Origin of the sequence: Bradyrhizobium sp. CCBAU 51627 (assembly GCF_028128765.1) — a bacterium.
In the GTDB taxonomy this organism is placed as follows: domain Bacteria; phylum Pseudomonadota; class Alphaproteobacteria; order Rhizobiales; family Xanthobacteraceae; genus Bradyrhizobium.
In genome coordinates, this window is record NZ_LBJG01000024.1 from 856,463 (window position 1) to 870,695 (window position 14,233).

At 59.6% G+C, this 14,233-nt stretch carries 12 protein-coding genes; 4 read left to right on the forward strand and 8 right to left on the reverse strand.

From position 1 onward, the window contains the following. Window positions 1-121: 121 nt before the first annotated feature. On the reverse strand, window positions 122-718 hold the full coding sequence (locus XH88_RS18870; protein ID WP_271669753.1) for a hypothetical protein: 597 nt from the start codon (window positions 716-718) through the stop codon (window positions 122-124). A gap of 158 nt (window positions 719-876) precedes the next feature. Here XH88_RS18870 and XH88_RS18875 point away from each other — a divergent pair, with 158 nt between their 5' ends. Continuing rightward, window positions 877-1,815 (forward strand): LysR family transcriptional regulator, encoded by a 939-nt coding sequence (locus tag XH88_RS18875; protein WP_271669754.1) that lies wholly within the window; start codon window positions 877-879, stop codon window positions 1,813-1,815. Between the two features lie 187 nt (window positions 1,816-2,002). On the opposite strand, the gene XH88_RS18880 is transcribed toward XH88_RS18875, so the two are convergent. The 3 genes from XH88_RS18880 to XH88_RS18890 form a co-directional block, all read right to left on the reverse strand. Beyond that, window positions 2,003-4,072 (reverse strand): 3-hydroxyacyl-CoA dehydrogenase NAD-binding domain-containing protein, encoded by a 2,070-nt coding sequence (locus tag XH88_RS18880; RefSeq protein ID WP_271669755.1) that lies wholly within the window; start codon window positions 4,070-4,072, stop codon window positions 2,003-2,005. 108 nt (window positions 4,073-4,180) lie between these two features. Continuing rightward, window positions 4,181-5,116 (reverse strand): electron transfer flavoprotein subunit alpha/FixB family protein, encoded by a 936-nt coding sequence (locus XH88_RS18885; RefSeq protein ID WP_271669756.1) that lies wholly within the window; start codon window positions 5,114-5,116, stop codon window positions 4,181-4,183. Next, window positions 5,116-5,865: an electron transfer flavoprotein subunit beta/FixA family protein gene (locus XH88_RS18890; protein ID WP_271669757.1), complete on the reverse strand. Its 750-nt coding sequence runs from the start codon at window positions 5,863-5,865 to the stop codon at window positions 5,116-5,118. The genes XH88_RS18885 and XH88_RS18890 overlap by 1 nt, the downstream gene beginning before the upstream one ends. A 407-nt stretch (window positions 5,866-6,272) precedes the next feature. On the opposite strand from XH88_RS18890, the gene XH88_RS18895 reads away from it, so the two are divergent. Next, on the forward strand, window positions 6,273-7,439 hold the full coding sequence (locus XH88_RS18895; protein WP_271669758.1) for a hypothetical protein: 1,167 nt from the start codon (window positions 6,273-6,275) through the stop codon (window positions 7,437-7,439). A gap of 268 nt (window positions 7,440-7,707) precedes the next feature. Here the strand turns inward: XH88_RS18895 and XH88_RS18900 are convergent, their stop codons facing one another. The 4 genes from XH88_RS18900 to XH88_RS18915 form a co-directional block, all read right to left on the reverse strand. Next, window positions 7,708-8,853, reverse strand: a complete 1,146-nt coding sequence (locus XH88_RS18900; protein WP_271669759.1) for an alpha/beta fold hydrolase — start codon at window positions 8,851-8,853, stop codon at window positions 7,708-7,710. A 109-nt stretch (window positions 8,854-8,962) separates the two neighbouring features. Continuing rightward, window positions 8,963-10,291, reverse strand: a complete 1,329-nt coding sequence (locus XH88_RS18905) for an SCP2 sterol-binding domain-containing protein (protein WP_271669760.1) — start codon at window positions 10,289-10,291, stop codon at window positions 8,963-8,965. A gap of 48 nt (window positions 10,292-10,339) precedes the next feature. After that, the gene (locus XH88_RS18910) at window positions 10,340-10,657 is read right to left on the reverse strand and encodes a 2Fe-2S iron-sulfur cluster-binding protein (protein ID WP_271669761.1); all 318 of its coding nucleotides are present in this window, start codon (window positions 10,655-10,657) and stop codon (window positions 10,340-10,342) included. Window positions 10,658-10,743: 86 nt separating this feature from the next. Continuing rightward, window positions 10,744-11,766 (reverse strand): NmrA family NAD(P)-binding protein, encoded by a 1,023-nt coding sequence (locus tag XH88_RS18915; RefSeq protein WP_271669762.1) that lies wholly within the window; start codon window positions 11,764-11,766, stop codon window positions 10,744-10,746. A 499-nt stretch (window positions 11,767-12,265) separates the two neighbouring features. Between XH88_RS18915 and XH88_RS18920 the strand changes: the two genes are divergently transcribed. Together XH88_RS18920 and XH88_RS18925 are read left to right on the forward strand one after the other, a co-directional pair. After that, window positions 12,266-12,772 carry a MarR family winged helix-turn-helix transcriptional regulator gene (locus XH88_RS18920; protein ID WP_271669763.1) on the forward strand — a complete coding sequence of 169 codons (507 nt, stop codon included), beginning with the start codon at window positions 12,266-12,268 and terminating at the stop codon, window positions 12,770-12,772. Between the two features lie 225 nt (window positions 12,773-12,997). Continuing rightward, window positions 12,998-14,230, forward strand: coding sequence for an NAD(P)/FAD-dependent oxidoreductase (locus tag XH88_RS18925; protein ID WP_271669764.1), 1,233 nt, complete (start codon window positions 12,998-13,000; stop codon window positions 14,228-14,230). Window positions 14,231-14,233: the final 3 nt, after the last annotated feature.

Consider the following 14,233-nt stretch of genomic DNA (forward strand, 5'->3'; position numbering starts at 1 on the left):
ACAAACGTGGCATGCCACCTCGGCTAGGGACTCATGGCATGACTAAAGCTGAATCGGTTTGCTGCCGCGCTGCCGATCGGCGAACGTGAGCAGCAAGACCGTCCGTATGTAGGCGCCTATTTCAATCCACCGGATTTGTCGCCCTAAAGGCGTCAATAGGGGGCCTGCTGAGGCATGCGCAACGGTGGGAGAGGTTAGTGGCGAACCCTTCGTGTTTCGCTTCTGTATCGATGGTCAGAAGCACCGATGCGTCGGGGAGCAACGCCACCGAGTCCACGGCTTCATCGAACGCGATCTTTACCGCGACAACCGTCTTTCCGATGCTTGCGCTGTCCTGCCCGGAAATCAGCGTTCTTGCCTCAGAACGCTTCTCCGATACCTCGACAATGTGACCATGAAACGTATGATCCGCCAACAAGTCGATGTCGACGGTAGCGGGCTGTCCAACATTGATTTTGCCGGGTTGTTGATCTTCGAAGTAGGCGATTGCGTAAGCCGTACCGGAAGTCGTTTCGACATTGATGCGAGCGTTTACCGTCGAAACCAGATGGGAGGAGCCCATCCCGGATTCCATCCAAATCCAGGTTCCCGCCAGCAAGAGAACCGTGGCAGTGCTCGCCGCGCGAATCCAGCGTCGATTGGAATTCAGACCGGATGCGATGCGGGCGGCGGTCCGCTTCCGATTGCCGGTGAGATGAAATGTTTGCGTTTCGGACATGGAAGCCTGCATTCGGATGAACAAATATCGCCCTGACGTCCGGAGCCGAGCTGCGCGAAGCGCCGGCATGCCGAGCTCTGATGCTCATGCATTTGGGTGGATGTTTCCGCTTTGATAATATAGGTCAGTAGAAACGGGGTATTTGGCTTTTACAAACAATGGCTCGCGTTCAGCTCGCAGAACTCACTGCATTCGTCACAGTGGCTGAGCATCTCAGCTTCACGAAAGCGGCGCTCCAACTCGGGATGGCCCTGCCAACCATCAGCCAGACGATAAAGTCGCTGGAAGAGAATTTGGAAGTCAGACTTTTCAACCGCACGACCCGCAGCGTTGCGCTTACGCAGGCTGGAGAACGGCTGTTGGCCGAAGTACTGCCGGTCCTCGAAGGCGTCGACCAAGCGCTCGAAAGTATCAATCTATTTCGCGAGAAGCCGATGGGTACCCTACGTCTGGTGGTATCGCGATCTTTCGGCATGAGGGGATTGGCGCCCCTGATAAGGCCATTCCTAGCCGAGTATCCGGACGTTCGACTCGAATTGGCTCTCGATGATGCGAACCTCGACATCGTGAAACACCGATTTGATGCTGGTATTCGAGCGGGGCACAGAGTAGAGCGCGACATGAAGATCGTGCGTGTCCTTGATGACTTCCCGTTGCTTGTCGTCGCCGCTCCCGAGTATTTGGGACGCCATTCTCCGCTATCGACTCCTAACGATCTCCACAGTCATAACTGTCTCAAGTACAGGTTGCCGGGGGACAATTCTATACAGCAATGGACGTTGAACAAGGATCGCCAACGCGTCGAAGTCCCGGTGGAGGGCTCGCTGATTGCGAACGATCTCGACTTCTTGCTCGAGGCGGCGCTGGATGGCGTCGGACTGGCGTACCTGCCCCAACCTATAGTCGAGCCATATCTCGCCGACGGACGGATGGTGCGCGTACTTCCCGGCTGGGATTACACGTTACCGGGCATCTTCCTTTATCATCCGAGCCGTCGCCAAACTCCATTGCCGCTTCAAGTGTTCGTCGGGTTCATAAAGAATTGGCGCAAAAAAACGTCGGCTGGCACGCGCCGAACGCCCAACACGGTGGAATAAGACATTCCAAACCGACAAGACACGGCAGTATGCGTTTATCCTCGTGCCCGGTCGCCGGTTCGCGCCGTGCCTATCAGGTCGGGTTGGCCCCGAACGCGCGTTTCTCTTTATGAAACACGATCGGGGCCTAGCCGACGACAGAGTTAAGGCGAGATGGGCCCGTAAGCTCGCTCCTCGGATGGTTAGATCAGGTGAATTTCGCGTTCTGATCGGCCAATGACTTCAGCAGCGGAGAAGGCTCGAGCGAAGGATCGTTTGCTTCTCTCGCATAGTACGAAAGCCTATCGACGATCTTCTTCAACCCGACGTGGTCGGCGTAGTACATCGGACCTCCGCGATAGACGGGCCATCCGTAGCCATAGAGCCACACAACGTCGATATCGCTTGCCCGAGCCGCAATTCCTTCTTCAAGGATCCGAGCACCTTCGTTGATCATCGAATAGGTCGTTCGCTCAAGGATTTCCTCATCGCTTACCGAGCGGCGCTTCCGCCCAAGACGCTTCAAGGTCTGATCGATAAGCTTTTCGACCTCGGGATCGGGCAGGGGAGCCCGCGAGCCGTCCTCGTAACGGAAGAAGCCCTTTCCCGTCTTTTGCCCGAAACGACCGGCCTCGCAAAGGGCGTCCTCGATCTCCGACTTGATGCCACGGTCCTTCCGCGAACGCCAGCCGATATCCAGGCCCGCGAGGTCTCCCATGGCAAAGGGCCCCATCGGCATTCCGAACTTGGTAAGAGCAGCATCGGCCTGCTGTGGAAGTACTCCATCGAATAGCAGCTGACTGGCCTGCCGCTGCCTGGCCATGAGCATGCGGTTGCCTACGAAGCCATCGCACACGCCGACGACTACGGGCACCTTTCCGATCTTTCGCGCCAGTGAAACGGCGGTTACGAGCGCGTCGGGCGCTGTGGCCGAGGCCCGAACGATCTCACAGAGCTTCATGACATTGGCCGGGCTGAAGAAATGCATGCCCAGCACGTCCTGGGGGCGTGTGGTTTCCTTGGCGATTTCATTGATGTCTAGGAAGGACGTATTGGTGGCCAGGATGGCGCCTGGCTTTGCGAATTTATCCAACTGTCGGAAGACCTCCTTCTTGACCGCCATGGTTTCGAACACGGCTTCAATGATGAGGTCTGCTTGCCCGATACCCTCGAGGCCGACAGTTCCGCTGATGAGCGACATGCGCTTGGCGGGGGCATCCGCAGGAATGCCGCCGCGAGCAGCGGTCGCCTCATAATTCTTTCCGATAATGCCCAAGCCGCGATCGAGCTGTTCCTTCCCGGTTTCGACCAGTATGACGGGGATGCCGGCGTTCGCGAAAGACATCGCGATTCCCCCACCCATGGTGCCGGCTCCAACGATCGCCACGCGGTCGATCGACCGAGGCTTGGTCCCGGCGTCGACGCCCGCGATCTTCGCCGCTTCTCGTTCAGCGAAGAACGCGTACCGTTGAGCCTTGGATTGATCGCTCGCCATCAATTGCAGAAACAATTCTCGTTCTTTTTTCAGGCCCTGATCGAACGGGAGATCCAGTGCATGACCGATCGCGTCGGCAGCGACAAATGGGGCTTCCACTCCCCGCATTTTCTTGGTGATCGCGGCCACGGCTCCCGTAAATACGGAGCGGTCCGCTCGTGCCGCGGCGAGTTTGGTGTCGTCGTCGCGCAGCCTCCGGACCGGACGTCCTTCCGCGAGAATCTTTCGAGCAAAAGCTTTGCCGCCGGACGACGCCTCCTCGACCACTTCCTCTATCAATCCGTTCTGAAACGCTTCGACGGCTCCAATGGGGGCGCCTCCGATGATCATTTTGGCGGCAAGCTCGGGGCCTACGGCTCGCGGTAGACGCTGCGTTCCGCCGGCACCGGGCAAGAGCCCCAGTTTGACTTCCGGCAGTCCAAGCTTCGAATTCCTGTCCGCTACCCGGAAATGACATGCCAAGGCGACCTCGAGGCCCCCACCGAGAGCAGTCCCGCGGATTGCAGCGATTACGGGCTTAGGGCTGCTCTCTATCGCGGTCAGGACCTCATCGAGGCCCGGCTTCTTCGGAGGCTTGCCGAACTCGGTGATGTCGGCTCCGGCAATGAAGGTCCGTCCGGCGCAGGTCAACACGATCGCCTGAATGGTGGGGTCGGCGATAGCCTGTCGGACACAGTCCAAAATGCCGCCGCGTACAGCTGCACTGAGCGCATTGACTGGAGGGCTATCAATCGTGACGATGCCTACGGCGTCGTGGGACTTCAGGCTTACGACAGTGCTCATCGATCTCCTCCATGTCGCCGCCCTGGACGGCGCTTGCGGTTGAAATTGCCGAGTAGGTACGGGTCACATTTGGCGCGCCGGACAGGCGGTATGGCCTCCGCCACTCCACTACTTGCCGAGTTCGGCCGTCAGCTCCGGAACCGCCTGGTAGAGGTCCGCGACCAGCCCGTAATCGGCGACCTGGAAGATCGGCGCGTCCTTGTCCTTGTTGATCGCGACGATCACCTTGGAGTCCTTCATGCCGGCCAGATGCTGGATCGCGCCGGAAATGCCGACCGCGACATAGAGCTCGGGGGCCACGACTTTGCCGGTCTGGCCGACCTGCCAGTCGTTCGGTGCATAGCCAGCGTCCACCGCCGCGCGCGAGGCGCCGACGCCGGCACCCAGCTTGTCGGCCAGCGGCTCGATGTACTTGGCGAAGTTCTCCCGGCTCTGCATGGCGCGACCACCGGAAACGATGATCTTGGCCGAGGTCAGCTCGGGACGGTCGCTCTTGGCGACTTCCTCACTGAGGAAGGTCGACAGGCCCGGATCGGCCGCGGCCGAGGCGTTCTCGACCGGTGCGCTGCCGCCCGCGGCCGCAGCCGCGAAGGTGGAGGTGCGGACCGTGATGACCTTCTTGGCGTCCTTCGACTTCACCGTCTGGATGGCGTTGCCGGCGTAGATCGGACGCTCGAAGGTATCGGACGCCACCACCTTGATGATCTCCGAGACCTGCATGACGTCGAGCAAAGCCGCGACGCGCGGCATCACGTTCTTGAAGCGCGAGGTCGCGGGCGCCACGAAGGCGTCGTAGCCGGAGGCCAGCGACACGACCAGAGCGGCGAGCGGCTCGGCGAGGTCGTGGGCGTAAGCATCGCCCTCGGCCAGCAGCACCTTGGTCACGCCGGTGAGCTTGGAGGCGGCGTCCGCCGCTTGCTTGGCGCTCTGGCCGGCGACCAGCACATGGACGTCGGCGCCGAGCGCGGCGGCCGCCGTCAGCGCCTTGTTGGTGGCGTCCTTCAGCGACGCGTTGTCGTGTTCAGCAATGAGCAGCGTCGTCATCAGATCACCCCGGCTTCGTTCTTGAGCTTCGACACCAGCTCGGCGACGTCCTTGACCTTGACGCCCGCCTTGCGGCCCGGTGGCTCCGATGTCTTGAGAATTTCGAGGCGCGCGGCGACGTCGACGCCGTAGTCGGCGACGGCCTTCTCCGCGATCGGCTTCTTCTTCGCCTTCATGATGTTCGGCAGCGAGGCGTAGCGCGGCTCGTTGAGACGCAGATCGGTGGTGACGATCGCCGGTCCCTTGAGCTTCACGGTCTGCAGGCCGCCGTCGACTTCGCGGGTGACCTTAAAGTCAGAACCTTCGACCTCGAGCTTGGAGGCGAAGGTCGCCTGCGACCAGCCGAGCAGCGCGGCCAGCATCTGGCCGGTCTGGTTCGAGTCGTCGTCGATCGCCTGCTTGCCCAGGATGATCAGGCCCGGCTGCTCTTCGTCAGCAACCTTCTTCAGGATCTTGGCGACCGCGAGCGGTTCGACATTGCCGTCGGCCTTCACCAGTATGCCGCGATCGGCGCCCATGGCGAGACCGGTGCGGATCGTTTCCGACGCTTGCGCCGGACCGATGGAGACGACCACGACCTCTGTGGCCTTGCCGCCTTCCTTCAGGCGCAGCGCTTCCTCAACCGCGATTTCGTCGAATGGGTTCATCGACATCTTGACGTTGGCGAGTTCAACGCCCGATCCATCGCCCTTGACGCGGACCTTGACGTTGTAGTCGACGACCCGCTTTACCGGCACAAGAATTTTCATCGACTTTACTACCCCTTGTGAGAAGTGTTCGGTAAGTTCTAAAATTGAACTTGTCAAGTCAAGCACGACTGTGGAACGCACTCCGCGGAGGATCGGCCAGGTATCTTGATTTCGGGCCGGGCCGGCTCGAACTTGTCTTCATCGCGAACGGACCCGTCCCGATCCGTCACTCGTCGGCGCCTATTCATTATTGAAGAGGTGGTGGTTCAAATTCGCAGCTGCGCTTAGCCGCCGGAGAGCATCAATTATCGTGAGAACCCGCGCACCTATATCCTGGAAGTCTTCATTCCGAGGCAAAGGCACGGTCGCTCTTTGCTCGATGACGGAGGTGAGATCAGAAAATCTTGCGGCGAGATCGAAAGAAAGAGGCAAGTCGTTACATTGCCACGTCGCCAATCGCGGCACACATGTCGCTCGATCTGACGCGAATGGTCGACGCATTGGCGATCGGACTTGCTATCGAGATCGATCCGACGGTCGTTGAAAACATCCGAGCTGCAGCGGGCCGACACGAGCAGCCTCTTATCATGAAGCTTCCGAACGCTACGGCCGGCATCGAGATCCAACCATCCGGAAGATTACGTCCGGTCCGCATGTACGATGCTGCGAATGGCGAGGACATGGACGCCCTGCTACCTGCGGACCTCATGCGCCAAGTGCAGCTCCTGACGGTGAAGAGCCGAGATCACGCCGCAGAACTACTCGCGCCAATGATAACTCCGGGCGCATACCCCTCGAGATCCGAATTTCAGTCCGTCTTCCGATGGTCCGCTCTTGTCGAAGGGCTTTCATACGCGCTCGGTGCCGGCTTGCTCGCGAGCCTGGACCAACTGCGGGAACCAGCAAGAGTGGAGGCTTACGATGACCTCTATTCAAGCAAAGTCGTGCAACGGTACTACGAGATAAGTCATATCATGGCACATCTCACGCTCATGAGCAGCGACGCCACTGCCATGCCCGAGATGGCCGCGCCCGGGGCTTGCCAAGAAGAATGGACCCCGAGCCTCGGATTCACGCGAGAGCGCACGGTTTGGCTGGCGGCGGCCGGGGCAAAATCAGCGGCCGCGTTCGGGCCCGCCATGATCGAGTCCTATGTGCGCGCGCTCGGCGCGTCCAGACATGCGATAAGGATATTCGATGCGCTGTTCGGCTTGGCTGCCATCGCTCTCAGACATGAGGATGTTCGAGAAAGGGTACTGAGAGCCGTCATATCCCACGCTGAGATATCTGCCCGTCAACTTGTCGACGATGTGGCAGCGGCAGCTCTCGCCTATCGATCAGCAATCGATATCCTTAAGTGTCCCCCGCGTGATCGCCAGGTCACGGCGGCGCTCGCTCGAGTAGGTTGGAAAGGTGACAACGAGGGAGATGGACTCGCTTCGCCGGAAGCGTTCCGCCTCGATCCGATGGAAGTCGGCCCGGACGGAAAAATGCTCGGTTTCAGCGTGCTGCCTTCGATGCTGAGCGCTTCGCCTGGCCAGCATTATCCCCGATCGAAGTCGCGCGTATTTCGCCTCAAGCTCAGCGAAAAAGAGCTGTCCCGAATAATGAGACGAGCCTGGCCTTCATCATAAACCGCGCGTCAACGGAAGCTTTTGGTTTAGGGATCTTGCGAGAGTCTCACCAAAAAAGAACCGGCTGCTTTTTTAGCAGCCGGTCTAGTAGTCCGTGTCCATAGCCTCGCCAACCTGGACCGGACCGGGAGGTTGCACGATAGAACATCTTTAGCAGCTGGCAGTCAATTCGAAAAAAGAACTTGATGAAAGTCTCCTTTGCGACATGCTTTTCTGATGGGCGGAATCGCCCGGCACTGCCGATGCGCGGTCATCTGCGCACTGACGGTCAATCCGTCGTTGGTTTATCTCCGAGCCAGTGCATGAACTCGGCGACATGCTGGGCCCAGAAACTGGGCCGTGTCATGGTTAAATGGCCCGGCGATGATGTTGTGCCCTCTTGAACCAGGTAACGCCCTTGTTCGAGCTTTGGCACCGACTTTTCGAGAACGCGCAACTCGGAGGGATTGAACTCGTCGTCGGAAAAGTTGAGGGCGAAGAGCTTCGTCTTGATCTTCGATAGTTCTGGCTCAGGATCGTAGCTGAATGATGATCCGAGCGAATAGAGCATGTCGTTCGCGTCGACATGCTCGGCGGCAACTTGGTTGGTTCTAAAAAACTTATCCACCGCTTGCCCCGTCGGGACTTCATGCTGAAGAGCGGAGGCGCTGTCGATCATTAGGCGCAGAACGTTGTAGCCCAAGATCCATCCGCGCGGAGTGGCCGTATAGTTTCCGTTGTTCCATTCGGGGTCGGAACGTATTGCGTCAATTACCATGCGCCTCCAGAGCAAGTTTCGGCCCGAAACGGCAATCGGCAGCGAAACTACAGGCATCACGCCGTCCATCATATCGGGATAGGCCTCGGCCCATTGCCAGGCGTTCATGCCTCCCATCGATATGCCCAGAATTGCGTGAAGGTGTTTTATGCCGAGAGTCTCGGTTACGATCTTGTGCTGGAGATCGACGATGTCTCCATAATCGTACTTGGGGAATTTCGTTTTCAATCCGTCGCTCGGTTTGCTCGACTGGCCGTGACCGAAGCTGTCCGGAAACACGAGGTAGTATCGGCTCGCGTCGAGCGGACGTCCGTCGGCGAACAGTGCGTCGTGAAAAGTCGGGCTCAGCAGCACGCGGCTATCCGCGCCTGTCCAATGCAGAACAAGGACGGCATTATCGATTTCACCCTTGGCATTGAGGTGCGGTGTGCCGAGCGTCGAATAGTGGAGTTTGAGGCGAGCCAACGTCTCGCCGCCGCGGAATTTATAGTCGTCGAGCCACACATCAGCCGACACCGCGGCCGAATTTGTCGCATCGCCGGCGCGCGCCGCGAGCTGGGAGTCCGATTGCGCGGACCCCGAACCTAAGAACATTGTGCTGGACAATAGAAGTCCGAGCAGCAGGCTGGCTGCTGCGCGAACAGTTTGGGGCTTCATGACATTCTTCCTCTTTTGTTGGTGTTCAGAGCGGTCAGCCGGGAACGTTGCCCCTCGCGTGGCGGACGGCAAAGCCCGACAAGCGAATGGGGCGGCCAGATGGATTCACTCAACTGGGAAAGCAGGCGCCGAACGCCTTGAGCAGTTTCAGCGGGCCCTTTAGCCGTATCTTCCGTTGAGCGAGTGCCAACACGACGGACAGCCGCCCGGTGAGCGTCTGTAACCATGCCGTTGAGTCGGCTTGGATTCGCAGGTCGGCAGTCCCAATCAGGCCGTTAGTGACAGTGAGCTTCTGATTCTTTATGACCACTGTGGCTTCTGCAGGCTGTTCGCCCGTGAACACGAAGTGATAGGTGGCGTTCAAACCTTTGGACTTGCCCCGCTGGAAGCTGAGACCCATCCCAAAAAGAAACGCGCCGATACTCGTGGCTCGGGCGCTCGTTCGCACGAACCGGAGAGTCTTGTGCGGGAACATTTTCGCGGCATGGCCGGCTGCGTCTGAGTCACGGACGACGTAGAGGGGCTCGACTTTCTCCTGTAGCGGTTTGAGAATGGTTTCCACGTGGGCCTTCCGATCTGCCAGGTAGTCCGCCATGACGTGCTCGCCCGCGGGGCAGACTGCAACGCAATAGGCGGCGTTGTAGTTGGGGCCGTACGAGAGACTCTGCCAACGCTTCACGGTCTCCGCCAGCGGTTGACGATTCTGGTAGTCTTTGGCCGATTTCGCGTCGGCGATGTCCTCGATCCAGTGGGCGAATCCGCCCATGAATTGCTGATAGTTGTGGTTTAGACAGGACGAGAAATCGAAGTATCCATCCGGTTTGATCGCGCCGACCGGACAGGCCACGACGCATAGCTTGCACTCGAAGCACGGATTGTAGTCGAGCGTCACCGCAGGAGCTTCGATCTCTAGGTCGACTAGGACCGTGCCCAACAGGATGAAGCTACCGAACTTTGGATGAATGACGCTACGATGGATCCCACGCTTGCCCATTCCGGCCGCCTCGGCGACCAGCTTGTGCGAGACGACCCAGGCCCGTTCAGGATAGCGATCGAACTCCATCGGAAAGGCCATCGGCGGGTTCAACGCCGAGATGCCCATATCCTCCAGCCGACGAACCAATTCACGGGCGATGTCGTCCACGTCGTGGCTGACTTGGTGGAATTCGTTGTTGGCCGCCGAACGTGTAGGCGAGCGAATCGGGGCTCGATGTGTTCGGCCCACGATGCTTACCGCCAGCTTAGCTCCCGCAAAAGCGCGGCGAGCATGGACCGCTTCGTCCTGCAGGCGGGGATCGTCAAGGCTGACGACGCCGCAATCGTCGGCGCCGCACTCCATCACCAGCGCCTTGAGGGCATCGAGGCTCAACTTGGCCGGCGGCGCCGGCGGATTGAGCCGAATGCGTTCGGCAATCGGATGGTCATTCAGTCCCGCCATATTGGCCTCCTGTTGTTTGGGTGCGTACCGCCGGCCCGCGCGCCGGCATTACTGGCTTTCCGGTAGACTGACGCGAAGGCCGTCGAGTGCGACCGTGACCTTGATCTGGCAGGATAGACGGCTGTTGGAGGCCGTATTGCTCGCGCACTCCAACATCTGCTTTTCGATAGGCGACTTGGGAGGCAATACGCCGAGCCAACCGGCGTCCACGTAGACGTGGCAGGTGGCGCAAGCGCAGGCTCCGCCGCAATCGGCATCAATGCCCGGAACTCCGTTTTTCACGGCTCCTTCCATGACGCTGAGGCCGGACGAAATATCGAGCGTGTGCTGCTTTCCGTCATGTTCGACGTAGGTGATTTGTGGCATTAAACCGTTCCTCTCAGAAAAAAGCATGGGAACGCGGAGGGCCGCGCGTCTTCGAGCCTCGCCTCCGCTCCTGCGGTGGTCGGGCCTCAGGCACGCCGTCGCTTGAAGTCCTTCAGGTCGCGATGCTGAAGTTGGTTCGGCGCATCCTGCTCGAAGCGCCAGGCCTCTGTCTCGATGACGGCCCGCAATGAAGTCGCGGGCCGCTTGAGCAAACGCTCTACGTCTTCGGTGACCTCGGTGATGTACTTGTCTCCGCCATTCTGAAGGGCGAGGTTCTCAAGGTGTAGTGCGATATGCTCGGGAAGACCGGGCGCCAGCGTCCGCAGTCGGCTGCGAAAATCTTCGATCGTTGAGGGCACATACGTAATCTTGCGGCCGAGAGCTGCCGAGAAATCCTCGGCGAACTCGTACCAGTTCCTCCGGGTGGGACCGGTGAGCCTGTAGGACTTGTTCTTGTGGTCCTTGGGGTCGGCTAGGACGGCGACACAGACCTCGGCGACGTCGACGGTCGCGACCGGAGCAGTCTTGGCGTCGCCGAACGGCAACCGGATCGTACCATCTTCCTTGATGGTCACCGCCGGCATCCATAGCGTGATCGGGTTCTCGACGAACATCGCAGCCTGAATGTGGCAGACGGGAAGGCCGGACCAATCAAGGGCACGCTCCGCCGCCCAGTGCACGAACTGCTGCGGCGACCATTGGACGTCAGCTCCTAGGATATTGATCCGTTTGGCATCGGGTAAGGACATGTTGTCCAGCGTCATGTAGCTTTGCTCGACGTCCGACATATTCACGAAGATCTCACAGCGTCCTTCGCGCTTCGCCGCGGCCGCTACGAGAATAGTCGCGTCTGCGTAGTAGGGATTTAGGCTCATGCTGAAGTAGATGCGCCTTGCCCCTTGGACAGCTCGGGTCACGTCGCGTGGATTCAAAAGATCGCCGACGAATACGTCAGCGCCCATTTCCCGCAGGTCCTGGGCGCGTTGGTCGTCAGTACGAACGAACGCGCGGACCGGCAAATTTCGCTCACGAAGGCCGCGCACGATGCTTCGCCCGATAGAGCCGGTGTGACCGGCGGCGCTCGTTACGAGGATCGGTTCGTCGCTCATAGGTTCAGTCTTTCCCCTTTGACGGTGAAAATTCTTGCGGTGGCTGGGTGCCCTTCGGTGCCCATGCATTGCGTTCGATGGGTCGTCGGATAGGGTTGTCGGCCGTGGGGCTATCGCCACGTTCGCGCGGCGGGCTCGAAAGCCGAGAGCGAGGGCGCGCAGGCCGGATCGAGGTGAAAAGTGAGCGATCGCGGAACAGGTCGCCGACGAGATCCACTCCGGTATTGCCGGCGTAGTTCATCGCCCGCGCAGCGGCGTGCCGCTTAAACGAACTCGCATTCTCAGCCTTTTCAGACGCCATTTTATCCAGACCTGGCCCTCTGTGTGCGACGACACCTGACGCCGAACCTCGATCGCGCCGGCGTCGCCCTTCGAAATAGGGGCATATGAGACTATCATCCGACATGCTGCCGAGCAACGCTGTTTTAGCGACGGTTCACTTTGCACGATTTGGTGCTAAAGCTCGTAAGGAAGCCTGGACAATTCAAGGGATATATTCGTGGTACGTCGAACCATCGATATCAGGGATTTCCCCGAAAACTGCACCTGCAGTCAGTTGAGGAGGGCTGCGCGACGCGTGTCTCGCTATTACGACCTTTGCCTTGCTGCTACGGGGCTAAAATCCACTCAATATACGCTGCTTGGATTCCTCGGTTCGGAAGGCCCGATGACGATGGCAAGTCTAGCGAACGCTATGACGATGGACCGAGCGACCATTGGGCACAATCTACGGCCCTTGGAACGCGACGGGCTGGTCAGGATCAGGATCAGCGAGGAAGATCGCCGGGTACGCCAGGTTACGATCACCGATCGCGGCGAGTCGGCTCTGCTGGCTGCCTACCCGGCCTGGCAGCGTGCACGGTCGGGGTTCGAGTCGGCATTCGGCGCACGCGAGGCGAGGCACCTGAGAGATCTCATGACCCGCGTTATTGAGGCGCCGCTGCCGAGAGTGGATTTCGAACCGACTCAATCTTCTTCGGGCCAAGGCCGCCGAAAACAGAAGTAGGGTCCATCCGGGCGCTCCCAGCGCGAAAGCCCTCCTTCCTTCCGGAGCGCTTTCTCTTAGACGGGGGGCGGCGGTGAACGCCGTGTGACGCTCGATCGTCGCTGCGCCGCGATCGCCAACCAACCTTGACGAATTCCAAAAAAGAACGCACTAAGTGGCTCCTTGTCATTTTCAGGCTGGCTATCGCGGCATACGAGGCGGTCGATGAGAGACCATGATGAGCTCATGCACGCGGCTTCTCCTCGCGTAGTGATCGTGGGGGCAGGTCACGGCGGCGGTACAGTGGCTGCGCTCCTGCGCCAGTATGGTTGGAAAGGTCCAATCACGCTCGTCGGCGAAGAGCCAATCCCGCCATACCATAGGCCGCCTTTGTCGAAAGCCTGGCTAAAGGGCGAGGCCGATGCAGCTTCTCTGGCGCTCAGGCCGCTAGAATTCTACGCCGAGAGCGGAATCGACTTTCGGTCAAGCGCGACAGCAACGAGCCTGAACCGCAACGACAGGGCAGTAACACTCTCGGACGGTACGCACCTCAACTACGATATATTGATTCTTGCTACGGGTGCCCGCGCCATCGAGCTTCCAATCGAAGGCAATGACCTATCAGGTATCGTTTCTCTGCGCAGTGCCGAGGATGCCGAGAAACTGAAGGCCCATCTCGGCCGCGGAAAGAAGCTCGCCGTCGTCGGCGGTGGGTACATTGGATTGGAAGTCGCGGCCTCAGGCCGCGCTCTCGGTGCAGAGGTTGTCGTGCTCGAACGCGAGACGCGGATACTCGCGCGCGTCGCTTGTCAGGAGCTCTCCGACTTTTTCACCAGCTACCATCAGAAGCAGGGTGTCAGCTTCGAACTGGGGTGCTCCGTGACGAGCTTCGAGGGCCATGACGGCCGCGTCACTGGCGTGAAGCTCGGGGATGGTCGAACCGTCGAAGCCGATGTTGTGGTCGTGGGTGTGGGTGCCCAACCGAACGACGAACTCGCAAAGCAAGCTGGCCTGGAATGCGCTCGGGGCGTAGTTGTCGACCTCGACGCACGCTCCGTGAGCGATCAGGACATCTTCGCCATCGGCGACGTTACTCACCGACCGATGCCGATCTACGATCGCATGTTCCGAATGGAGAGCGTGCCCAATGCGCTCGAACAGGCCAAGCAGGCTGCCAGCGCGATCACCGGCCGCGCACGACCGCCGGAAGAATGCCCTTGGCAATGGTCGGACCAGTATGATCTGAAGCTACAAATCGCGGGCTACGCCTTCGATGCGACGGAGATCCTAGTCCGCGGCGATCCTGCGGCAGCGAAGTTCGCAATATTTCACCTGAATGGCGAACGTCTGCAATCGGTGGAGGCGATCAACGCGCCACAGGAATTCATGGTGGGAAAGCGGCTCATTCTCTCCCGTCAGCCGATAAACAAGACCAAGCTTGGAGACCCAACGATCCCGATGAAGGACATCGCTTCGTAAGAC